The sequence below is a fragment of the Coprobacillus sp. AF33-1AC genome (genome assembly GCF_003475785.1).
Taxonomy (GTDB): Bacteria; Bacillota_I; Bacilli_A; order Erysipelotrichales; family Coprobacillaceae; genus Faecalibacillus.
The window spans coordinates 1-25640 of the sequence record NZ_QRQB01000028.1 but is presented as its reverse complement, the minus strand read 5'-3'; the positions used below and the strand labels follow the sequence as shown (position 1 = coordinate 25640).

Here is a 25640-nt window from a genome sequence, read left to right as displayed (position 1 = left end):
CTAAAGTAGACCCCCAAAGTTGAACCCCCTAAATTATTTGAATAGCCCAAAAGAATTCCAAAATTTGGAGTTCTTTTTTTATTTTCGGCAAATATGACAGTTTTGTTACAAAACCTGTAACAGGTTACAAGAAGCCCCCAAATTATACTCTAAATAAAGAAAATGTGATAATTTGTACATGTGATGTAAAAAGACATTACGGTGAATGTGTCAAAACATTCTATTTGTAAGGGATTGCATGAAGCCGGCCACTTCAATGCAATCATAAAAAATAATAAGGAAGGGAAAAGAAATGATTACAAAGCTTAGTAAACTTAATAAAAAAGTATGTGCATTTGTATTAGTACTAGCGATGGTTGTTGGGGCACTTAACCCACTATCAGTTGGTGCAGCATCATTTACATTAGATTTAGATGATACAGCAACATATGCACTTGTAGCAAGTGATAGCAAAAAAGCTGTTACATTTAAACAAAGTGTTTATAGTGTACACGGTAGTGCTGATGGTGTTTACATCGAAGATGGAGACAAAATCGGTAATACATCTGCATTAGGCATTATCAAATCAACAAACCAAGGAAATTTACAAGGTGGTGAAGTTAGAGTTGATATGTATAGTACAGGATTAGGAGATAATTATCCTATTCGTGCAGAAGGTGAAAATAATTATATTTTTGCTGATGGTGATAAAAGAACTGATCAACATGAATATATTTTAGAACCAGTTGCAGATAATGAAGTAAAAATTCGTGATACTGCTAAAAATTGGTATTTAGGTTTAACAAATACTGGAGAAATTGAACGTGTAAAAACTGCAGGTCAAGCAGCTATATTCAAATTAGTTAAAGATGCAGCAGTGACAGATTTTACAGTTTATATCGAACATAAGGCTACTGGAAAATATATTAAATTTGATGGTACTGTAAATAACCCAGTATTAGTTAATGGGGAAGCTGACGAAAATGGTAATATCTCAGATGATATGAGATTTGAAGAAAGAATCAATGCTGATGATAATTCAATTATCAATTTCAAATCTAAAAAATATAATTTATGCTTTAACTCTGGTAAAGACGGTGGTAAAAAAGTCACTGAACAAGACGGAGATATGAAAGCTGGTTGGGAATCAATCAAATACCAACCAAATGGTGATGGAACAATTTCTTTTAGAGAAACTTCTGGAAACAATAAATTAATCACTGTAACTAATGGTGAAATGGTAAGTAGCGAATTAGCAGAACCAACTGATAATGAAAAATTCATTATTCATACTGCAATGCCTACTGAAGCTGTTACTGGTGTAAAAGTAAGTAAAGTTGAAGATACAACTGCTACAGTATCTTGGGATGCTTTAAAAGGTGCAATTTATTCAGGATATAAAGTTGTTGTAACTCCAAAAAATAACGGAACTGGTAAAGCAGCAAAAGAAATTCAAACAAAAGACAATAAAGTTGATTTAACAGAATTAGAAAAAGGAACAGAATATACTGTTCAAGTTTATACAGTAAAAGGTGATGCACCTCAAACTTCAAGCGAAGAAGTAGAAATGCATACAAAAGATGGACCTCGTCCAGTTGTTGCAAAAGCTGATATGAAAGCAGTTCAAGATGGTAAAAATATTAAAGTATCTTGGAATGCGATTAAAGATGTAACTGAATACGATGTATATCGTGCTCAAAGTGCATTTGCTTCAAATTATGAAAAAATTGGAACTACATCTTCAACAGAATATGTAGATAAAAACATTAATTCAGATAAATATAAAAATTACTATAAATTAGTTGCTAGAAACAAAAATGGTGATTCATCATTATCTGAAGAATATACTTCACTTGAAACAACTAAATTTGGTAAAAACATGATCTTTATTGCTCCAACAGACAATATTGATACAGTTAACAAAGTTGTTCAAGAAATCTTCAAAAAACAAAATAACTCAGAAGCCGCTCAATTTAATAGTGGACATTATGCAATTTACTATAAACCAGGTAATTATGTAGCAACAGCATGTATTCCTGTAGGTTTCTACACACACATCGGTGGTTTAGGTAAAACACCTTATGATGTTAAATTAAACAATATCGAAGTTCCAGCATACTTAGACTATGTAAGAGATAGTAAAAGTTATGATGGAAGAGATTATTGGGGAGACCAAGGTGGTAACTGGCGTAATGCAACATGTAACTTCTGGCGTTCAGCTGAAAATATTTCAGTTGTAGGTACTGGAGATGCAACAGTTGCTGAAGAAGTTACTGATGGTAGATCATTAAACAATAAAAAAGATTACTTTAACTGGTCAGTAGCTCAAGCTGCTCCACTTAGACGTGTTTATTCAACTCGTAAAACAAGTTATGACTGGTCATATGGATGGAACTCAGGCGGATATGCTGCTGATTGTTATTTCGCATCAGATGCATGCTCACCATCTCAACAACAATGGTTCACAAGAAATAGTGTTATTAAAGGAAGTGCTGCTGGTACTTCATTAAACAACTTCAACATTGGGGTTGATTCAGCAAGTTTACCAAATGATAAAACTGGTACAGCTTTATTAAACGGAAATGGTTATACTGATTGGAACATCGCAACAGATGGTACAGCTGGTGTAACAACAAGTATTACAAAAACTCCTGAATCTAAAGAAAAACCATTCTTATTCTTAGATGATGATGGAGAATATAAAGTATTCGTTCCAAGTTTAAGAAAGGATACAAAAGGTATTAGCTGGTCTGAAACTGATATGGGTGAAGGTCAAGTTATGTCATTAGACAAATTCTATATCGCTAAAGAAGGAGATACAGCAGCTAAAATCAATGAAGAATTAGACGCAGGTAAAAATATTTTCTTTACACCAGGTCAATATGATGCTGATGAAGTCATTAAAATTAATAATCCTGATACAATCGTATTAGGTACAGGTATGGCAACAATCGTTGCTGACAACAAAGATGCAGCAATTGAAGTTGCAGACGAAGATGGTATTACAGTTTCAGGATTAGTATTTGATGCTGGAACTAAAGCAAAATCTAAATATTTATTAAAAGTTGGGGAAGAAAAAACAGATAAAAGACATAATGACAATCCAATGTTATTACAAGATTTATTCTTCCGTGTTGGTGGTACAACAAACCAAGCAACAACAGCTGAAAACGCATTAGTTATTAATAGTAACGATGTAATCAATGATCACTTCTGGATTTGGCGTGCTGACCATGGTGCTGGGGTAGCATGGGAAAACACTCGTTCAGATTATGGTATGATCGTTAATGGTGATCATGTTCATATGTATGGTTTATTCGATGAACACTTTAACAAAAATGACGTATTATGGAATGGTGAATATGGAGCAACATATTTCTTACAAAACGAAAAATGTTATGACCCAATTTCACAAGAAGCTTGGATGTCACATGAAGGTTTAGTCAATGGATATTCAGCATATAAAGTTTCAAATAAAGTTAAACATCACTATGCTGTAGGTATGGGTATTTATAACGTATTTATTTATACTGGTCCTACTTATGATTCATCTGAAGTACAAATTCAATTAGATAACCCTATTGAAGTACCAAATACTGAAGATGTATTAATTGAAAACGCATGTACACAAACATTCGCTAAAGATGATGGTGTATTACAAAAATTCAACCATATCATCAATGATGTTGGTGAAAGTGTAAGTAGTGGTATTGATAAAGCTACTGGTACAAAAGGTGAAGGTTGGGCACGTAAACATATCTTAAATTATAGAAATGGTATTTGTAATCGTGGTACAAACTATAACAAGATTCAAGAAACAGGATTAAATCCTTATAATGAAAAAGGTGATGTAGATATCACTGAATTAGTTGGAGCATATGAAGATTGTGATGATAAGTTAGATTTAGGTAAAATTTATACTAAAGAAACATTTGATCCATATGAAAAAATCATGGATGAAATTCAACCAATCTATAAAAACTTCAAACAAGAACAAGAAGGTGGAAAATATATCCCACATCGTTTAACTCAAAAAGAAGTAAGTGAAAAAGCTAATGAAATCAGAGATACTTATGCAGCGTTAGCTATTGCTGATGCAGATTATACTGATTTAGATAAAGCTTTAGCTGAAGCTAAAATCATTAGAAAATCCACTGACTATAAAGGTCAATATTATACAAAAGATAGTAAAAAAGCATTTGATGAAGCTTACAAAGTTGCAAAAGCTTTAGCTGATGCTCGTGATGATGGAGATATCTTAACAGCTCCAGACCAAGATAAATTAACTAAAGCAACTAAAGATTTAGTTAATGCAATGGATGAATTAGTCATTGATGATGCTGATTTAACTCCATTAAAGAAAGCATTAGATCGTGCTGATAAGATTATTGCTGGAAATAATTATAAAAATAATAAATATGTTCCAGCTACTAAAGAATTCTTTGATTACTATTATGGATTAGGTAAAGATTTATATGATCAAAGAGCTGATTTAGATAAACGTAGTCAAGCATTAATTGAAGCAAGAGCTGCTAACGTTAATGCTGGTATTGATCAATTATTATTATTGCCTGCTAATACTGGGGACTTAGAAAAACTAATTAAATATGCAGAAGAAAATATTCGTGATGGTGAATATTTCCAAAATGAATATTATATTAATGTAGCTAAATTCTTAGATTACTTAAATAAAGCAAGAATGGTTATCAAAGATGCTAACATTAATGATCAAGCTACTATTGATGAAACATATCAAGATTTATATGACGCTATTATTAGTTTAAAATTAAAACCAGCTGATTATGAAAGATTAAATCAATTAAGACAAGAAGCGTTAGATATCGTAGCAAGCGATAACTACAAAAATGATCGTTATACATTAAAGACAGTTACATTCTTTAATGATGAACATCAAGTTGCTAAATTATTCAGCAATGATTATATGATTCCAGATCAAAAAGTGGTTGATGAAGAAGCAGATAAATTAGATTATGCAATCAAACAATTAAGATTAATAGATGATGGAAATACAGATCCAACAGATCCAACAGATCCAACAGATCCAACAGATCCATCAAAACCATCAGATCCAAGTAATCCATCTACTCCTTCAAAACCAACAAATACAAGCAATACAAACAAAAATAATCAATCAGGAAACAAACAAACAACTACTAAAAAATCAAATGCATTAAGTAAAGTTCTTACTGGTGATAATCAACAAATCTTAGGATATGTATTATTTGCTGGTGTAGCATTCGTTGCATTTGTCGTATTAAAGAGAAAGAAAGCTCATTAATATGAATAAAAGAAAATTTATTAAAAGAACAGCTGTCGCACTAATAAGTGCGATGTTGTTCTTTACTCCTGATTGTATTGCTGTTAAAGCAGAAGAATATGTTAATCCATATAATTCATGGAAAACGTAAGCAGTAAGTTATCCACAAAAAGGACAACTTGTTCCTGCCGGTCCAATTGAAATTAAATGGAATGCATTAGAAAATACTGATGTAAAAAAATATGAAGTTTATTTAGATGGTAGTTTACAAAATGTTCAAATTGAACAAAATGGAAAACAATTAAGTTGTAGTGTTTATTCTACAAAAGTAGAAAAACATCAAGTTAAAATTTTAGCAGTATTAGACAATGATACGAAAGTATCTACAAGTATTAGAAATTTCTTTGTATCAAAAAAGGGTTTAGGTTTCTATTCAGAAAATAATGGAGCAAGTAATTCTTTGTCTTATTCACAAAACTTAGGATTATCTTGGTATTATAACTGGGGAACACAACCATTTGATGAAACAAATGTAGCTAATCATGATTTAGACTATGTACCAATGATTTATAACAATAGTGCTAATATCAAAAATACATTAGCTAATTTAAAAGCAAAAGGATATAGTACAGTTTTAAGTTTTAATGAACCAGATTATGTTAATGAATCAAATATTAAAGCAGACGTAGCTGCATCATATAACAAAGATTTCCATGATAGTGGTTTAAGAATTGGTTCACCGGCTACAATGGGTAGTACAACTGATGCTAATTGTTGGTTTGAAAACTATTGGGGAGCAATATCTGTCAAAGATGATTTTATTACGATTCATACATATCCAGGCTATATTGGGTTGGATAATGATAATACAGGATTTACACCAGAAAAAGCGGCGGATAGTTTTGTAACTTATCTTACTAATGTATATGAAAAATATACTAAACCAATCTGGATTACCGAACATGCTGCTTCTGCCAATGATGCTAACTGGCATCCATATGACGGAAAGCAAAGTGAACATAATCAAGCAGTTCAAGAATATATGGCTATTTTGATGAAAAAATTAAATAACTTAGATTTTGTTGAAAGATATGCTTGGTTTACTTTTGATAGTACAAGTTTTAATGGATCATCTAGTGCTCTTTTCTATAACAAAGCAGATATATCTAATGGAATTGATGAGTCAAGACTTGGTAAATTAACAACACTAGGAGAAATTTATCGTAATAATGGTAACCCAACTGGTTATACAGTAGCAAAAATAGATGGATCAGATATTATGACTGTTGCTGATGAATATGTAGATGACTATGTTAATGTTACAGTTCATCCTAATGCTGCTAGTCAACAAGTTCAAAAAGTCAAACTAGGAGATAAATTAGGACAATTAGCTGATCCTAGTGAAAGAGAAGGTTATACATTTAAAGGTTGGTATAAAGATCAAGATGGTAATGATGCATTTGATATTAATGAATCCATTGATTATGATATTGATATTTATGCTAAATATGTAAAATTAGTAACTGTTGATATCAATGGTGATAAAAAAATTGTTGAAGAAGGAACAACTATTGATAAACCAAATGATGCATTTAAAGAAGGATTTAAATTTAAAGGTTGGTATGTTGATGAAGATCATACTCAAGAATTTGACTTCAGCAAACCAATTACAAGTGATACAAAAATTTATCCATATTTTGTTTCAGTGCATACTGTAACAATGAATGGACAAACTATTGAAGTAGAAGATGGACAAAAGGTTGCACAACCAACAGATCCAACAAAAGAAGGATATGTATTTAAAGGTTGGTACACTGATACATCTTATACAACTCCATTCGATTTCGATGCTCCAATAACAAGTTCAGTTACTGTTTATCCTCATTTTGTACGTTTATGTACAGTAATAATTGATGGACAAGAACAAGTTGTTGAAGCTGGAACAACAATTAGCCAACCAACAGATCCTACAAAAGAAGGATATGTCTTTGATGGATGGTACACAGATGGACAATTCAAAAATAAATTTGATTTTACTAAAACTATTACATCAGATATTCATTTATATCCTCATTTCTTAAAAGTTTGTACTGTAACAATTAATGGTCAAACGCAAACTGTAGTAGAAGGAAATACAATTAATAAGCCAGCTGATCCAACAAAAGATGGATATATCTTTGATGGATGGTACACTGACGAACAATACACTCAAAAATTTGATTTTACACAAGGTGTAAAAAATAATGTTGAGTTATATGCACATTTCTTGAAAATCTACACAGTAACCATTAATAGGCAACAACAAACTGTTACAGAAGGATCAAAACTAGCTAAACCTGCAGATCCAACAAAAGAAGGATTCGTATTTAAAGGTTGGTATAGTGATGTAAATTATCAAAATGCTTTTGATTTTAATCAACCAGTTAATGGTGATGTAACACTTTATGCATTATTTGTTGAAGCTGATTCTTCAAATAATGGTAGTGGTAATCAACAAACATCAAATAATAATGGTTCATCAAATAGTAATCAATCAAATACTACAACTACTAAAAAAGCATCTAAAGCTAAAAAAGCTACTAAAAAATCTGTTAAAACAGGTGATGATACAATGATGATGACTTATGTATTTGGATTATTTGGCGCTATTTTAGGACTTACATTATTAAAAAGAAAATATGAATAAAATATAGATAAGGAGGAAAGTATGGAATTATTAGAACGTATGAGAGAAATCAGCGGAGGTTTATATATATCTGATTTATGTGGTAATTTCTATATGACAAATAATCAAGTAAATGAATTAAAACAAATTGATTCTAATGATTATTCTATTCATGAATGGAATGATGCGGCGCAATATATTAGTGGATCAAATATTTGTTTTCAAGATATTAATGACGCTAAATCTTTTATATGTACTCTTTTCTCTTTAAATAAAAAATTTTATTAAAATAATCTAAAGGTGTCTAGTCGACACCTTTTTTGTTACAACAAATGAAACATGTTACACGATAAAGCGTTTTCATTCTTTCTTTTACAAATAAAGTATATTATATAAATGTAATTTATTTGGCAAAACTATTGAAAAATAGTGACGCAAAGCTACAGGGCTTAACCGTAAGGAATGCTGGCTGAGTTGCATAGAGCGATGAAGCGGATGACTACGGTTTTTTTATTGAGGAGGAGAAAAGAAAAATGAAAAGAGGAAAGAAAACATTACCTTATGCATTAGTATTATCAATGGCATTTTCAATGGTGCCTGCTCCTGTTTATGCTAGTGAAAATGATATAATGAATTTACCTGTACAATTATATGATTTTGATGCTGATGGGTTATTTTATGAGTATGCATTAGGATTAGGAATGGATACGCTAGGTTTAAAAGAATCAAATAATGGAGAAGTTACTCAAGGATTAGTAGAGTCAGTACTAGGGAAAGATGGTAATCCGGTATATAAGAAAAACTCGATTGTTTCAGCTGCTGCTACTATTCAAAGAAACGTTAAAGATGATGCAAATTTAAGAAAGTTTGCTATATATAACACTTTAGTTAGTAAAATGCAATCAAGTGGGTCTACGTATTCTGATATTTTAAATAAAAAAGATGATCATTATTTTTATGATAGCTGGCATATGGATTCAAGCAAAAATGTTAAGACAGAGGATGGACTCATTTATGAAGGTAGTAAGGATTTAGTCTGGCAACATGAAGGCGATGGAGTCATTAATAAAGGGTTTAATGATCATTTAACAAATATAGTCAATGTTGAAAAGAATACAGATTATAATTTTGGTTATTGGCGTACAAATGAAAATATCAAGTATCAAATTAAGACATTAGATGGACAAGTTCTATTGGATAATAATGCAACACAATTTAATACTGGTAATCATGACCAAGTTATTATTGATATTTATAGAGATGATGATGGAAAAGATGATTTAAAGTTTTCTATTGCTAAATTAACAAATACTAAAACAAACATAACATCAGAAAATTATTTGGGAGAAGGTGGTAAAACATTTATCTCTGAAAATTGGAAATCTGCTAATTATGATCAATATACTAAAGCGGGTGGTCAGCTATACAATGGTAAAGTTTATTTTCAACAAGTAGGTGATGGTGTAGGATGTTTAACCGATGCTTCTATTACATACCAAACAGATATTTTGCCTAATCAAAACATTATATTAAGTTATTGGCTAGGTGATAATGGGTTTAAAGCAGATGGAATGAGTATTGATATTTTAGATGATAATGGAATTTTGACTACAGTAAATTTAGAGGATATAAGTGGTAGTCATGAACAAAATATATCCGTTCCTCAGGGTACTGGAACAATCAAACTAAGAATTAATGGTAAAGCAGGATCAAGAATCGCAGCGCTAAGTGTTCATCCTGAAAACAGCCTTTCATTACCATTGGGTGATTATGATGAAACAGAAACAAAATATAATCAAGGACAATTAAATAGTGTAGATGATTGTCTTACATGTATGGATTATGCCTATTTAAGATTAAAGAATTTCTTTAATCAAGATTTCAGTTTAAATAAAAAAGCTGATAAATATAATCAAATGGTTTTAAAAAATACAGGAAGTGGAAACCAAGCTCAATATACATTTGATGCTGGGATAAAAACTAAATATGATGGAAATAAGTTCTATAATGATGATAGCGGAAATGAATCCCATGGTTTCTTCCCATTAGATTATTTGGACGGTGAAAAATTTAGTGATAATAATGTAACTGATCCACAAAATCATAATTATAATTTTGGAATGAAAGTACAGGGAGACTTTATTTATAAAAAAGGAGCTAATCAGTATTTTAATTTCAGAGGTGACGATGATGTTTATGTTTTCATTAATGGAAAGTTGGCAGCTGATTTAGGGGGAGCTCATTACTCATCAGATATTGAATTAAACGTAGATGAGTTTGCTCAAGCGAATGGTATTTTAAATGGACAAAAATGTGAATTTTCATTATTCTACTTAGAGCGTCATACTTCAGCGAGCAACTGTTATATTAGTACTAATTTAAATATTGGTAAGCATGCTGAATATAAATTTAAAAGTGGTACAGAAGGTGTCGAGTTACCTGAAGCACTTAAAGAATTGGTACCAGTTGATGAAGATGAATACTATAAAGATGATATAGTAGCTAATAGTGAGTATAATAAGAAGTATGATGAATATACAGATGAAGATAACGATGGTGTTTGGAAATTTCAATCATGGGATAATGAATCACAAATTATCCAGAATGATAGTATTACATTTACAGGAACATGGAATTTTATACCAAATCAATATAAAGTAAGCTATGAATTTGAAAGTGGAACAAAAGGAAAAGAGTTACCAGAAGCAGTAAAAGATTTAAAACCAACTGATACAAACAAATATCTAAATCAATCAGAAATCACTGCAAAGGTACCTACACTAACAAAAGTAGAAGATACTGACTTAGATGGTACATGGGTATTTAAAGGATATAATGGTGAAGGAAAAGCAACTGTAAATAAAGCTAATGTTACATTTACAGGAACATGGGAATTTATTCCTAATGTTTACCACGCAGAGTATGAATTTAAAAGTGGAACAGAAGGGAAAAACTTACCAGAGGCCATTAATCAATATTTACCAACAGATAACGAAGATTACGTGAAGGGTGCACATGTTGATGCAAAGGAACCATCAAGCAATGTCTATGAAGAAAATGGGGAGACATGGCAATTTATTTCATGGGATAAACAAAGTGATACCATTAGTAATGGAAATGTGAAATTCGTTGGAATATGGCAGTTAGTTAGCGTTGGACATAAAGCTAACTATACATTTATAAGTGGAACAGAAGGAAAAGAATTACCAAAAGCGATTAATTCTTACTTGCCAACAGATAATACACTTTATAAAAATGGAAGTATTGTTAAAGCATTGGATCTACAAGAAAGTCAATATGTAGATAGTATAAATGATGGAACATGGAAATTTAAGTCATGGAATCATAAATCACAAGAAATGACTAACGCTGGTATCACATTTATAGGCTCATGGGAATTTACATCAAATCAATATAATGTAAGTTATGAATTTGAAAGTGGAACAAAAGGAAAAGAGTTACCACAATCTGTTAAAGATCTAAAACCAACTGATACAAATAAATATCTAAATAAAGCAGAAGTGACAGCTCAATCACCAAGACAAGTAGAAGTAGAAGATACAGATTTAGATGGTACATGGGTATTTAAAGGATACAATGGTGAAGGAAAAGCAACAGTAAATAAAGGCGATGTAACATTTACAGGAACATGGGAATTTGTAGCTAATACTCATAAAGTAAAATATAGCTTTGAAAGTGAAGATGGAAGTGAATTACCAGAAGCGATTAAAAACCTAATTCCAACAGATGGCCAAAATTACATAACAGGAACAACAGTAAAAGCTCAAGCATTAACACAAACAAGTTATGAAGATGAAACAAGAGATGGAACTTGGACATTTGTTAAATGGGATAAAGAACAAAAAACAGTTAATAAAGCAGATGTAAACTTTAAAGGTGTATGGAAATTTGAATCACACAAATATGGTGTAACATATAAATTTGCAAGTAAAACAGAAGGCTTGCAGTTACCAAACGATATTATTCAATACTTACCAACAGATGAAACATTATATGTAAAAGATAAAAATGTAGCAGCATTAGCACCGAGCCAAACAACATATAAAGATGATGTTAATGATGGAACATGGACTTTTGATAAATGGGATGATCAAGCAAAGAATATGCAAAAAGGGGGCATCACATTTACTGGTTCATGGGAATTTACACCAAATCAATATAATGTAAGTTATGAATTTGAAAGTGGAACAAAAGGAAAAGAGTTACCACAATCTGTTAAAGATCTAAAACCAACTGATACAAATAAATATCTAAATAAAGCAGAAGTGACAGCTCAATCACCAAGACAAGTAGAAGTAGAAGATACAGATTTAGATGGAAAGTGGGTATTTAAAGGATACAATGGTGAAAGAAAAGCAACAGTAAATAAAGATAATGTTATATTTACAGGAACATGGGAATTTGTAGCTAATATTCATAAAGTAAAATATAGCTTTGAAAGCGAAGATGGAAGTGAATTACCAGATATTATTAAAAATTTACTTCCACAAGACGATCAAGAGTATACATCAGGTACAGAAGTAGATGTTAAGGAATTAACACAAACTAAGATTAATGATGAAGAAAATGACGGAACATGGACATTTGAATCATGGGACAAAAATCAAGATACAGTAAATAATTTCGATGTAGAATTTAAAGGAGTATGGAAGTTTACACCAAATGTGTATAATGTAAAATATATATTTGTAAGTAAAGATGGAAAACAATTACCAGATAAAGTAAAAGTCTTGCTTCCAACAGATAATCAAGAATATATTAATCAAGATAAAGTGACTGTTAAATCTTTAAAAGATAATGTGACTAAAGTGTATACAGATGATGGTGTATGGGTTTTTGAAGGATTTGATGATGATGAAAAGGAAATTAATAAAGCAGATGTTGAATTTACAGGAACATGGACGTTTGTAAAAAAACAAGATCAATCAAGTTCTGGAGGAAATAATCAACAATCTTCTTCAAATAATGGCGGAGCAAATCAAAATGGGCAGCAGACTTACAATGAAAAATTAAATCATCATAAACAAAGAGGAAATCATGTTGTTACTGGTGATATGACACCAATCATGTATTATTGTTCAATGTTATTTGTTTCAATATGTGGTTTATTTACAGCGTTGAAAAAGAAAATGAAATAATAAAGTCAATTTTAAGAAGGATTCAATCTATTAAGGTTGAATTCTTTTTATTTTCAAGTTAATGTTGCTTGAATTTCAAGTAATGACTTTATATCATTAAAGATGATACATGGAAAAGGAGAATTATATGTTAAGAAAAGATTTTTTATGGGGAGGAGCTGTTACAGCTCATCAAAGTGAAGGTGGTTATTTAGAAGGAGGTAAAGTTCCTGCAGTTTGTGATTTGACAGTATCAGGAAAGTTTTCTGATTTTAAAGATGGGATTGATAGTTATCATCGTTATCAAGAAGACTTTGATTTATATAAGGAATTAGGATTTAATGCTTATCGTTTTTCTTTTGATTGGTCTAGATTAATGAGTGATGAAGAAACTTATAATGAAGCAGGATTTGATTTTTATGATCATTTTATTGATGGATTGATAGAAAGGGGAATAGAACCTATTCCTACACTTTACCATTTTGAAATGCCTGTATTTTTATATGAAAAATATAATGGTTTTGCTAGTAGAAAGGTTGTTGATATCTTTGTTGAACTATGTAAAAAATTAGTAGATCGTTATAGTCATAAAGTGAAATATTGGATTATCTTTAATGAACAAAATGGTATCTTACAAAAAGGTCCAAAAATGTTCTTTGGTGCTGTTTGTCCTGAAGATGAAAATCCAATAAGATTTGATAATCAAATTATGCATAATACTTTAATTGCTCACAGTTTGGTTAATGAATATATTCATGAAAAGGGTGGACTTGTTTTAGGAATGGCAACAATTGTTCAAAGTTATCCAGAAACTTGTCATCCTTTAGATACATTAGAATCTATGAAAGCACAAAGTGAAGCCTTTGTTTTCTTAGATGTATTTGCTAGAGGACATTATAATTCTTATTATTTAGCTAATATGAAAAATGAAGGAACAATGCCTGATATGGAAGAAAATGATTTTGATATTTTAAAGAAAGGGAAAACAGATGCTTTAGCTATTAGTTATTATATGTCTACGATCAGTCATTATGGACAAGAGAGTTTAACTAATATTGAAGATGTAGTGATTAAAAAGAATCCTTATTTAGAAATGTCTGAATTTGGTTGGACGATAGATCCAATTGGTTTACGTATTACTTTAAGACAGTTATATGATCGTTATGAAATGCCTATTTATATTGTTGAAAATGGATATGGTTATGATGATCAAATAGTTGATGGTCAAATCAATGATGATTATCGTATAGATTATATGAGAAAGCATCTTGAACAAATGAAGATAGCGGTAAGTGAAGGAGTCGATTGTCGCGGTTATTTATCGTGGGGACCAATAGATATCTTAAGTAGTCGTGCACAAATGAAGAAAAGATATGGTTTTGTATATGTAAATAGGGACAATGATGATTTAAAGGATATGAAAAGAATTAAAAAGAAATCATTTGAATGGTATAAAAAAGTCATTGCCAGTAATGGAGAAGATTTATAAAAAGGAGATATAAGAAAATGAAAGTGACAATGAAAGATATTGCTAAAAAATTAAATATATCAATTAATGCTGTGTCCATAGCGTTAAATGAAAAACCGGGTGTGAGTGATGCCATGCGTTTAGAAATATTAAAAACAGCAGATGAAATGGGATATATTAATGAAAAACATCATTATCTTTCTGTCTTTTCTAAAACAAATATCTGTATTTTAATGCAAAGTTACTATGCTAATACAGGACACTTTTATTCTATTGTTTTACGTTCAATTGTAGAACAAGCAAGAAATAAAGGATATTCATCGATTCTTAATTATTTTGAAGATGACGATTTTGAATTTCCGGATTGTATTCTTGAACGTAAAGTTGCTGGTATTTTAGTTGTTGGTAAAATATCAGATACAAATTTAAATAAGCTCAAGAAAACAGGAATATGTGTGGTACTTGTTGATTTTACATCACTAGGAGATACTTGTGATTGTGTTTTAACTCACAACAAACAAGGTGGTTATTTAATAACAAATCATGTGTTAGATAAAGGTTATAAAAATGTTGGCTTTTTTGGTGATTTGGATTATTCATTAAGTTTTTCAGAACGTTTTATGGGGTATAAGCATGCTTTAACAAATAGGCATGTTACTTCTCGTGTTGATGATTATATTAAAAAATATTCTATTTTACATGATACTGAAAAATATGTATTAGATAATCGAATTGATAAAATAGTTGAATTATTAAAGAATAAAGAACTTCCTGATGTTTTTATATGTGCAAATGATTCTAATGCCTTTGCACTACTTAATGCTTTAAATTCAATGAATATCAAAGTTCCTGATGACATAGGAATTACAGGGTTTGATGATACACCTCTATGTAATAAGACTATGCCAAAACTTACGACAGTCCAAGTACAAAAGGAATTGATGGGACAAATAGCAGTGAATAAGCTTATTGATCGTATTCATCGTATAGATGATGTGCAAATGACACAATTATTGTCAACTAAAATTATTGAGCGAGATTCTTTAAAAAAATAAATATTCAAGTTAATCTAAATTGAAATTAAAGTAAAGAGGTAGCAATATATAATTAGAAAGCGTTTACAGGAGGACGTAAAATGAAGAAAATATTAAAAGTCATGGTTTCTTTATTTGTTGTCTTTACAATGTCACTTTCATCAATTCAAGTGACATTTGGTTTAACATCAAGTCAAGAAATCGAAACAATTAAAGGAAGATTAAAAGACTACTTCTTATCGTTAGATACGATAGACGATGGATCAAAAGTAGAAACTTGTTATGTTTCAAAAGCTGATAGCTATTTAAAACTTATTCAAGAAGATGGATCTTTTGATGATGTCAACTACAAAGCAAACAATAATGCCGCTAACGGAGCAGCATGGTCTCCTTATTTAGCGTTAGATCGTCTTCAAGCGATTGCGATTGCATATAGTAAAGAAGGTAATGCTTTGTATCAAAAACAAGAAGTCGTTGAAAAATTAGAAAAAGCATTACAGTATTGGAAGGGGCAAAATCCTCGTTCAACAAACTGGTGGGAAAATCAAGTAGGTGTACAATTACGTTTTTCTCGTATTGCTTTATTTTTAGAAGATGTTGTTGATGATGATGTAGAAAATATCATGTTAGACAAACTTCTTGAAAAAGTACCAGTAAAATATGGTACTGGTCAAAATAATTTATGGTTTGATCAAAATTATGTTTATTATGCATTACTTACAGATGATAGTACGCGTTTACAAGACATGGTAGAAAATTACTTGAGCTATTGTTTAGTTACCCAAAAGGATAATAAAACAGCAGAAGCAGTACAAGTAGATAATAGTTTCTATATGCATGGTAAACAGTTCTATTCTAATGGCTATGGTATGTCTATGTTTAGAGATATGAGCTTTTGGATTTATATGCTTAGAGATACATCATTTTCACTTGGTGAAGATGTTATCAATCGTATGGCTGATTATATGATTAATGGTACAAGTTGGACTATCCGTGGAGATTTACAAGAATTATATTTAGGATATCGTGAATATAAATATTCTGTAGGATATAAAAATTATGCAGCAGAATATATTGAACCTTTAAAAAGAATGATTGCTTCTGATCAAGTTCATGCTAAACAATATCAAGATATTTTAAATAATATTGAAAACCCTCAAGCTTCTAATGGTAAAAATGGAAATTATTATATGTGGAGATCAGGATATGCATCTCATATGAGAAATGGATATGGGGTCAATATCAAGATGGATTCTGATGAAATTATTGGTGGTGAATGGCGTGGAAGTTGGCCTAATGGAAATCAAGGACAATTGATTTATTGGACTTCTTCAGCAGCATCTACTATTTCTGTTGATGGTGATGAATATACAACAGTATATCCTACATATGATTGGGCACACTGTCCAGGTACAACAACGGCAGCAAGAGTCGTTCAAGATTATTCTAATGCGGGACGTTTTACAAATGGTACAAGCCACACAATTGGTGTTTCAAATGGTCAATATGGAGCAACTGCTTATGCTATGGATAAAAAAGGAACACAAGTTAACAAAGGTTATTTCTTCTTTGATGATGAAATTGTGGCTTTAGGTTCTGGTATTACTTCTAGTGAATCAACAGAAATTCATACAACATTAAATCAAGCAAAAGCTGATGATGTTTTAGTTGATGGAACAGCAATATCTAAAGATACAACAAAAGAAGTGAATGATGCTAAATGGGTATATAACAATAAAATTGGTTATATTTTCCCTGATGAAACAACTGTTACAGTTTCAAATGCTTATCAAAAGGATAATCCATCATTATGGGCTGAAGAAAAAAAGGAAACAACACCAAGAACATTTAAAGCTTATATTAATCATGGATTAAAACCAAACAATCAAAGTTATTCTTATATTATTTTACCAAATCAAACAAGTGATCAAGTATCAAAATATGCTACTAACAATCCAATTACGATTGTTGCAAATAATGAAAATGTTCAAGCTGTAAGACATGAAACCTTAAAACAAACACAAATTAATTTCTATAAAGCCGGAACATTGGAATATAAAAAAGGATATAAAATTACAGTTGATCAACCTTGCAGTCTTATTATTGATGAATCAACAGATGAGAGAAAGATGACACTTGCTACATCAGATAGTCAAAGCAGTGTTACAACAAATGTTCAATTAGAATATAATAACACAAAGACAAATACAACTTTCTTAAGTCCTGTTGCTCCTTATACAGGATCATCATTAACATTAAAAGAAAATGAGAGTAATCTTTATCAAGCAAGTTCATCAACTTCATCACATGAAATAGAATGTGCTTTTGATAATGATGAAACAACATATTGGCAAAGTCAAACTAATGGTGAAGAATGGTTAACAATATTTACTGGAAAAGATCAATATCTTTCAAAACTTAATATTACTTGGGGTGATCATTACGCATTAGACTATGATATTTATACTTCTCAAGATGGTATTAACTATACTTTCTTAAAGAATGTTAATCAAAAAACAAAATCAAATAAAGACAGTATCGATATTAATGGTATTTATCCTTATATTAAAATTGTGATGAAAAAATCAAATGATGCCAATTATCAAATTAAAGAAATAACTTGGGATCAAAAAGCAAATCTAACATATAAAAAATCAGTTGAAGTCAGTTCACAATATAGTGATGAATTGAAAAAAGAAAACGCTATTGATGGAAATACGAATACTCGCTGGGGTTCTAAACGTGACAGTGATGATAACTGGATTATTGTAGACTTACAAAAGAACTGCACAATTAATGCTATTGACCTTTTATGGGAAGCAGCATGTTCGGATGAATACAGTATAGAAGTTTCTGATGATAAACAAAATTGGACTGTAGTCAAAGATAAATTAAAAACAAATGAATCTTTAAAAGATCAATATATATTTGATGAAGCAGTTTCTGGACGTTATTTAAAAATTCATTCAACTAAAACAAGAATTGTCAGTGGTAAAAATTATGGTGTCAGCCTTTTTGAACTTGTTGCCTACGGTAGTGAAGAACAAGAAGATATTGATTACGATAATATTGCTTTAAATAAACCAGTAGAAGTAAGCTCACAATACAGTGAAGAATTGAAAAAAGAAAATGCAGTTGATGGTGATTTAAAGAAACGTTGGGGATCTAAACGAGCTAGTGATGATAACTGGATTATTATTGATTTAGAAAAATATTCTAAAATAAATAAGATTCAAATTGATTGGGAAAAGGCATGTTCAGATGATTATACAATTGAAGTATCAGATGATAAACAAAATTGGAATGTTGTAAGTGAATCAAAAACTAATTCATCCTTAAGAGATATTCATACTTATGATGATTTTATCTATGGACGTTATGTAAAGATTCATTCTTATAAATCAAGATGTGTAAGCAATACAAATTATGGTATTGGTATCAATGAAGTTGAAGTTTATGGTAAAGAATCATCAGTAGTAAATCAAAATCAAAATATTGCCTTAAATAAACCAGCGTATTCTTCTAGTACTTTTAAATCTGAACATAGTACATCTAAAGCATTTGATGGTAGTAAGGAGTCACGTTGGGTATCAGTTAGAAAAAAAGAAAATCAAAATAAAAATGTTGATTATCAATGGATTTATGTAGATTTAGAAAACTACTATGATATATCTAAGATTGTCTTAGATTGGGAAGGAGCATGTGCAACAGATTATAAGATTCAAATTTCATCAAATGGTAAAAACTGGAAAGATTTATCTGTTGTAAATGACGGAAAATCAGGAGAAAGAACATTTGACTATGCTGATCAAAGTATTGCTCGATATGTAAGAGTTGAATGTTTAAAACCTTCAGGTATTTATGGATATTCGTTATGGGAATTTGAAGTTTACGGTCTTCGTGTTAAACAACCAACGACAACAAATTTAGCATTAAATAAAAAAGCTTATGCTTCTAGTGAATACAAGAGTCAATATGGGGCTTCAAAAGCTTTTGATGGCAGTGAAGATGCAACTAAAGATAAAGAATCAAGATGGGTTTCTTTAAGACAAAAAGATAATAAAAAGGATGTATCTAATCAATGGATTTATGTAGATTTAGATGATTATTACAATATTAATCAAATTAAATTAAACTGGGAAGGTAGTGGTGCAACAGAATATAAGATTCAAGTATCATTAGATGGTAAAGATTGGCAAGATATTAGCAATATAACAAATGGAAATGGTGGTATTGAAACTTATAACTACAATGGTGTAACTGCTAGATATGTAAAAATGCAAGGTGTTAAACCAGGTAGCATTTATGGATATTCATTATGGGAAGTAGAAGTTTATGGTGAAGCGTTAGATAAAAGTGAACTTACAAATTTATACTATATGAATTTAGATATTGATACTTCAGTTTATACACCAAGTTCTAGTGAACGTTTTAAGCAAGCATTAGATGATGCACTTAAAGTCATGAATGATGCAGATGCGACTTCATCAAGCATCTTAAAAGCTAAACAAGATTTACAAGATAGCATAACTGGTCTTACAAAATTAGCAAGTTTTGATTACTTAAAAACTTTAATTGATGAATACAGTAAACTTGATGAAACATTATATACATCAGCTTCTTTTGAACAATTAAAAGATAAATTAGCAAAAGCTCAAGATGTCTATAATGATAAAAATAGTAGTCAAGAAACAGTTGATAACATGTGTAATGAATTAACAGAAGCAAAAAATCAACTTGTTTTAAAAGGAGATAAAACAGACTTAATTGCTTTAATGGAGGAAATAAAGAAATTAGATCGTTCATTATATCTAGAAGCAACTTTAAATGAATTAGATACTTATTTACAAAAAGCACAAACAGTTGTTGATAATGATCAAGCAACAAATGATGATGTTTTAAAAGCTTATCAAGATTTATACAATGTAAGAGATAATCTTGTAACCCAAGAATCATATCAAAATTTAAAAGCATTATTAGATAAAGTAGAAAATGTTGATGAATCAAAATATACTGATCAATCATTACAAGTATTAAAAACAAAATATCAACAAGCAAAAGATGCATATGAAAAAGCAGTTCCTAAAAAAGATGAAATTGCTAAAGCAACTCAAGAGTTACAACAAGCATTCAATTCTTTACAATTAAAAGTAAATAAAGAAAAATTACAAAATACTATTATTAAAGCAACATCTATTGATCGAAGTCAGTATACACCTGCTTCATTATTAAAACTTGACAGTGAGGTTGCAAAAGCAAAAGCATTATTAGATAAAGTAGATGTGACACAAACAGAAATAGATGATATGACAAAATCTTTAACAACTATGTTAAATAGTTTAGTTTTAAAAGCTGACAAAAACAAATTGAGTCAACTTGTTAAAGAAATAGAAAAACTTGATTTAGGTCAATATCAAAATACAGGTAAACTTATTACTTTATTGAATCAAAGTAAAGAATTATTAAATAATGATAATGCAACTCAAGCAGAAATTGATCAAATGTATAGTTCACTACAAAATGCTTATAAACAAATTGAAAAAGTGAATAATGATAAAACAGGATCAAATGATACTGTTCAAGAAAATAAAACAGTGAACGAAAATGTAAATAAAAAAGAAAATGTAGAAACAAAAGATACTGATTCTACAAACTTAACAGGATTATTTGTGATATTGATGATGAGTTTATTAGGTATTATATTCATTAAAAAGAGAATATCTTAACATTTTGTTTCAAAGTCGGTTACATGTTACATGATGACCCTAAAATGTTTTAACAAAAGACAAATTGTGATAAATTATACTTGTAAAGAGAAAACAACATAATTAAATATTGAAGACATTATATTGTAACATTATATTTACCTTTCCATCAAATTAAGTGAACAATATAAAAAACACATTTACCTAAAACATTTTAACAAAGACATCTTCAATAATTCGTTCTTCTCTTTAATTTATGATTTTGATATCATAAATTCTGGAATAGATATGCCAGGTAAATAATAGATATCTCTTTTCTCTAAAAATAAAAAAGGCTTCGGCCTTTTTTATTTTTAAAGAAAAGAAGTCTAAGACTTCTAATCAAATGTAACATAATCATTATCTAATGGTTTAGCAGGTTCTATTTTATCAACATATAAAATAGGAATTTGACTTTGAATAGAATCATCAAATTCTACAGCAATTGTGCCCTCAAGAGTTAACCATTCATGAGGAATCAATTTATCAGCAAGAGGACTTACACATACAAGTCCTAATAATTGCGTATCTTCACTACAACATACCATAGCTTGTCTACCAAAAACAAAACCATTTTTTAAAATTTTATCTCTACCAATAACTTGAGCTTTAAGTTTTAAAGTTTTATTTTCATAGTTTTCTGGGTGTTCCATAATATCCATACAGAAAATACCATAATCCATATCTTTGATTTCAATATATTCATCATTTAATTGATATGGTAAATCATCACTGGTAATGTTTTCTATTTGATGATTTTTGTTTTCATAAATGATTTGAGCACGAGGATTTAAAGATTTAATACTGCCACGTACTACGTATTTTTTAGTGTTTTTATCACATCTATTAATAATAACCAAATCACTTTGAGTAACGTGATCTACGAATTGGCTTCGCATATTATTATAATAAATATCAAATGTTTCAGCGTTGATTGTTGTAAGAACTTGGACAACCATCCATGGATCAATACATTTTTCGTGAATGAACTCTTGACTATTCCACATACCATTATATTCAACCATAACTTGAGTTGGATGATATTTTTGGTTAAGTTCACTTAAATAATCAGGCGTAATCGTTGATTCATCATCTACGTAAACGACATCACAATCAGCTTTTTTTAAGGCTTCTTCATTATAAGCTTCAACACCTTCTTCACAGGAAAGAATAAGGGTTTTTTCATTATAATGAAAATCATCATTTAAAACAGTATCTTGAATAAATGATGTTTTCCCACTTTCCAAAAATCCTGTAAATAAATAGACTCTTACTTTATTTTCCATACTATCCTAAAAATAATTCCTTCATTTTATTTTCATCAATATCTTTACCAATAACACAAATTTTACCTGTATACATTGGCTTTCCTAAACGAATTTCAAATTCTTCTGGTACTAAATCAAAATACCACCAGTCTGTATCATCACTATCAACAAATCCTTTAGCACGTAAAACATTTTCGTTGCTTAATTTATTTAAGATATCAGATAGTTCTTCTTTGCTGTATTTTTTAGCTGTATCAAAGCCAATACTTTGGAATACTTCATCAGCATGGTGATGATGATGTCCTCCACAACATTCGTGATCGTGATCATGTTCGTGATGACCGCAACATTCGTGATCGTGATCATGTTCATGGTGTCCACAACATTCGTGATTGTGATCATGATCGTGGTGTCCACAACATTCGTGGTCGTGATCATGTTCATGGTGTCCACAACATTCGTGATTGTGATCATGTTCATGATGACCACAACATTCGTGATCGTGATCATGTTCGTGATGACCACAACATTCGTGATCATGTTCATCTTCTAAGATTTCATGTTGTAAATCTACAAGACCAGCATTTAAAATATCTTGACCATCAAGTTTATCCCATGGTGTAGTAATGATAGGAGTTTGATTATTAATATTTTTCAATAATTCTAAACATTCATTTAATTGGAATTCTGTTAAGTCTTGACTACGGCTTAACACAATAAGTGAAGCATATTCAACTTGGTTATTATAGAATTCACCAAAGTTTTTAATGTACATACGACATTTTTTAGCATCTACAACAGTAATAAAATGATCTAGTTCAATATCATGACTATGAACATCTTGTACTGCTTTGATAACATCACTTAATTTACCTACTCCTGATGGTTCAATAATGATACGATCAGGATGATATGTTTCTAACACTTCTTTAAGTGATGTTTCAAAATCACCAACTAAGCTACAACAAATACATCCAGAATTCATTTCATTAATAGTGACACCTGAATCTTGAAGGAAGGTACCATCAATACCAATTTCTCCAAATTCATTTTCTATTAATACAATCTTTTCATCATAATAAGCTTCATTAATTAATTTCTTAATTAATGTTGTTTTTCCAGCTCCTAAAAAGCCAGAAATAATATCTACTTTACTCATATTTTCACCTCGATTTAGATTATAACACTACTTATTATTCTCTTCAAACAATGTCACTTATGATATAATAATTGTATCTAAAGTGTAAAGGATGGAATGTATGAAAACCAATTGTTCGATATTTAAAAGGTGTGGTGGATGTTTTTATAGTAATGAATCATATCACCAACAGTTATTAGATAAAACAAATAAAATTAAACAATTAGTTAAGAAAAATAATCTTAAAATAAATGTACATGATATTCAAGGTTCACCTCATGAAACTGGATATCGTAATAAAGTTATTGTTGCTTTTAATCAACAATATCAATATGGATTGTATGAAGAAAGTAGTCATCGTATTGTGCCTTATGATACGTGTTTATTACATGAACCTATTATGGATGAGATATTAAAAAAAATACAAAGAATGTTAAAGAAATATCGAGTATCTATTTATGATGAAAAAAGACAAAGAGGTTTTTTAAGACATGTATTAATTAGAAGGGCAGTACAAACAGACCAAACAATGGTTGTACTTGTATGTAATGAAAATATGATGAAAGGATCTAAAAACTTTTGTCAGGAATTAGTAAAGGCATTTCCTTCTATTAAAACCATTGTGATGAATGTTAATAAAAGGAAAACACCAATAGTTTTAGGACAAGAAGAGAAAGTTCTTTATGGAAAAGGATTTATTGTAGATGAATTGTGCGGTTTACAATATAAAATATCATCAAAATCTTTTTATCAAATTAATCATGATCAATGTGTAGCATTATATCAAAAAGCTTTATCTTTATTAAATGTAAAAGGTAATGAAGTCGCTATTGATACTTATTGTGGTATAGGAACAATAGGAATGACACTTTCAAATCAAGTCAAACAAGTCATCGGTGTAGAATTAAATAAAGATGCTGTAAAAGACGCTAAAAATAATGCAAGAATGAATAAGATAGAGAATATTCATTTTATTAATGCAGATGCTACATCTTTTATGAAAGATATGGCTAAAGAGAAACAAAAAGTAGATATCTTGATTATGGATCCACCTCGTAGTGGATCAACGAAAGAATTCATTCAAGCTACAAATCAATTACAGCCTAAACAGGTTGTTTACATTTCATGTGATCCTACAACCCAAGTAAGAGATTTATTGATGTTTAAAAAGTATGGTTATGTAACCCAAGATATGTATTTATATGATATGTTTCCGTATACCAGTCATGTTGAGACGGTTGTTCTTTTGTCCCAACAAAAACCAGATGATACGATAGAGATTGACTTAGACCTGGACGAGCTGTATGCTACCAGTGCCGAGTTGAAAGCAACCTATCAGGAAATCAAAGATTATGTGCTGAAAGAATTTGGCTTGAAGGTTTCAAATTTATATATTTCTCAGGTAAAACGTAAATGTGGAATTGAAGTGGTAGAAAACTATAATCTTCCAAAATCAGAAAATGCAAGAGTTCCACAATGCTCGAAAGAGAAGGAAGAAGCTATCAAGGCTGCCCTGAAATATTTTACGATGATCTAAGGACATCACTGATTTCAATGAGGAATAACACATGAAAAGCACATTTGAAAAATGGGTGGAACCTACACACTTGGCGCAGATGGAATTTATTATCCGAATCTTATCGGTACAGATGAAGAACTGCATTATGGGAAATATGGAATGATGCGGAAAACATATCTGAAAGAGCATCGTCCGGCAATGTATTCACTGTATATGTTGGAAGACAGATTGACAGAACATCTGAATGCTGTAGACGATGAAGCACAGGAAAGGATGGATATTCTGGTGCGTCAGATGATGGAGCGGCAGGGGATTACAGAAGAATTGAAAGCTCGTAATCAGATGGAATGGGTCAGAGCGGTAAATTGGATAGGTTACACTTTATTGGACAATTCTAAAGAGAACTGTT

General features: G+C 30.3%; 11 protein-coding genes, 1 pseudogene and 1 riboswitch. Of the genes and pseudogenes, 10 read left to right on the top strand and 2 right to left on the bottom strand.

The genetic code is table 11. The features are described 5' to 3' along the window. The first annotated feature begins 292 nt into the window (after positions 1-292). From DWZ53_RS09620 to DWZ53_RS09590, 8 genes are all read left to right on the top strand, one after another. Positions 293-5278, top strand: a complete 4986-nt coding sequence (locus DWZ53_RS09620; RefSeq protein ID WP_118433913.1) for a fibronectin type III domain-containing protein — start codon at positions 293-295, stop codon at positions 5276-5278. A 1-nt stretch (position 5279) separates the two neighbouring features. Beyond that, complete coding sequence (locus DWZ53_RS11455) at positions 5280-5408, top strand: hypothetical protein (RefSeq protein ID WP_255415322.1); 129 nt, start codon at positions 5280-5282, stop codon at positions 5406-5408. A gap of 45 nt (positions 5409-5453) precedes the next feature. After that, positions 5454-7943 carry an InlB B-repeat-containing protein gene (locus DWZ53_RS11450; protein WP_369831772.1) on the top strand — a complete coding sequence of 830 codons (2490 nt, stop codon included), beginning with the start codon at positions 5454-5456 and terminating at the stop codon, positions 7941-7943. A gap of 21 nt (positions 7944-7964) precedes the next feature. Beyond that, complete coding sequence (locus DWZ53_RS09610; RefSeq protein WP_118433909.1) at positions 7965-8210, top strand: hypothetical protein; 246 nt, start codon at positions 7965-7967, stop codon at positions 8208-8210. Between the two features lie 111 nt (positions 8211-8321). Continuing rightward, positions 8322-8404, top strand: a riboswitch (cyclic di-GMP riboswitch). A 51-nt stretch (positions 8405-8455) separates the two neighbouring features. Then, positions 8456-13081: an SHIRT domain-containing protein gene (locus DWZ53_RS09605; RefSeq protein WP_118433907.1), complete on the top strand. Its 4626-nt coding sequence runs from the start codon at positions 8456-8458 to the stop codon at positions 13079-13081. 127 nt (positions 13082-13208) lie between these two features. After that, positions 13209-14549 carry a glycoside hydrolase family 1 protein gene (locus DWZ53_RS09600; protein ID WP_118433905.1) on the top strand — a complete coding sequence of 447 codons (1341 nt, stop codon included), beginning with the start codon at positions 13209-13211 and terminating at the stop codon, positions 14547-14549. Between the two features lie 17 nt (positions 14550-14566). Then, positions 14567-15583 (top strand): LacI family DNA-binding transcriptional regulator, encoded by a 1017-nt coding sequence (locus tag DWZ53_RS09595; RefSeq protein ID WP_118433903.1) that lies wholly within the window; start codon positions 14567-14569, stop codon positions 15581-15583. A gap of 80 nt (positions 15584-15663) precedes the next feature. Beyond that, positions 15664-21288 carry a discoidin domain-containing protein gene (locus DWZ53_RS09590; protein WP_118433901.1) on the top strand — a complete coding sequence of 1875 codons (5625 nt, stop codon included), beginning with the start codon at positions 15664-15666 and terminating at the stop codon, positions 21286-21288. A 356-nt stretch (positions 21289-21644) separates the two neighbouring features. Here the strand turns inward: DWZ53_RS09590 and DWZ53_RS09585 are convergent, their stop codons facing one another. After that, entirely contained in the window at positions 21645-22592 is a 948-nt protein-coding gene (locus DWZ53_RS09585; RefSeq protein WP_118433899.1) for a GTP-binding protein, read from the bottom strand. A gap of 1 nt (position 22593) precedes the next feature. Then, entirely contained in the window at positions 22594-23733 is a 1140-nt protein-coding gene (locus tag DWZ53_RS09580) for a GTP-binding protein (protein ID WP_118433897.1), read from the bottom strand. 100 nt (positions 23734-23833) lie between these two features. On the opposite strand from DWZ53_RS09580, the gene rlmD reads away from it, so the two are divergent. Both rlmD and DWZ53_RS09570 read left to right on the top strand, forming a co-directional pair. Then, positions 23834-25249 (top strand): 23S rRNA (uracil(1939)-C(5))-methyltransferase RlmD, encoded by a 1416-nt coding sequence (rlmD, locus tag DWZ53_RS09575; RefSeq protein ID WP_118433895.1) that lies wholly within the window; start codon positions 23834-23836, stop codon positions 25247-25249. A gap of 31 nt (positions 25250-25280) precedes the next feature. Next, positions 25281-25640 (top strand): annotated as a pseudogene (locus tag DWZ53_RS09570) (TnpV protein); the annotation flags it as partial.